Genomic DNA, 948 nt, shown 5'->3' with positions numbered 1-948 from the left:
GACGAAAAATATCTGCGCGAAATCCCTGTCGAGTTGATTCAGCGCGGTAAATATCAACCGCGCCGCGACATGGATCAACAGGCGTTAGAAGAGCTTGCTGAGTCTATTCGTCAACAAGGTATTATGCAGCCAATCGTTGTGCGCCCAATTTCAGAAAGTAAGTATGAAATTATTGCCGGTGAGCGTCGATGGCGCGCATCTCAGTTAGCACAACTTGATCGCGTGCCTGCAATCGTGCGTGATGTTCCTGATGAAGCGGCTGTTGCAATGGCCTTGATCGAGAACATTCAACGAGAAAATCTCAATGCAATGGAAGAGGCATTTGCGCTTCAAAGACTTCAGGATGAATTTGAGCTGACACAAGGTGAAGTTGCAGAAGCAATCGGTAAGTCACGCTCTACTGTGACCAACCTGCTTCGATTGATGAACTTGCATGATGATGTAAAACTGATGCTGGAACATGGTGATCTAGAAATGGGACATGGTCGAGCGTTGCTTGGTTTACCCAGTGAGGATCAATTGGCAGCAGCAAATCAGGTCAACTCTAAGTCAATGTCAGTTCGGCAGACAGAGGCGTTCGTTCGAAAGTTATTGGAAAGCCCTCAACCCAAAAGAAAGGCTTCTCCCGCAAAAGATCCCAATGTAAAGCAACTAGAAGAAGAGCTATCTGAAAAGCTAGGTGCACGCATCGAAATCAGTCAGGGTTCTCGTGGCAAGGGCAGGCTAGTAATTAGTTATAACTCTCTTGACGAGCTTGACGGAATTTTGTCGCATATCAAGTAATAAGAACAAGTGTTTGCGCGACAAAGCTAAAACTAATCCTAAAAGTGGTATTTTTTACGATTGACCAATAAATAAGCAGACTCTAGTGTTGAATGGGTTATGCATTTGCCCTACAATTGCCGCGCCTTAATATAGTGCGTAACCGAACTATTTTGGACGAGTTAG

Annotated in this window: 1 protein-coding gene; it reads left to right on the top strand. The window is 44.9% G+C overall.

Annotation, left to right across the window (positions count from 1 at the left end; all coding sequences use genetic code 11):
* The coding region (locus tag A3750_RS18435) for a ParB/RepB/Spo0J family partition protein (RefSeq protein ID WP_068548586.1) at positions 1-783 on the top strand (783 nt) is incomplete at its 5' end.
* Between the last annotated feature and the right edge of the window lie 165 nt (positions 784-948).

It is taken from the genome of Oleiphilus sp. HI0079 (assembly GCF_001635105.1).
Note: the sequence above shows the minus strand (reverse complement) of the source record. Positions and strands in the feature narration are given on the sequence as shown.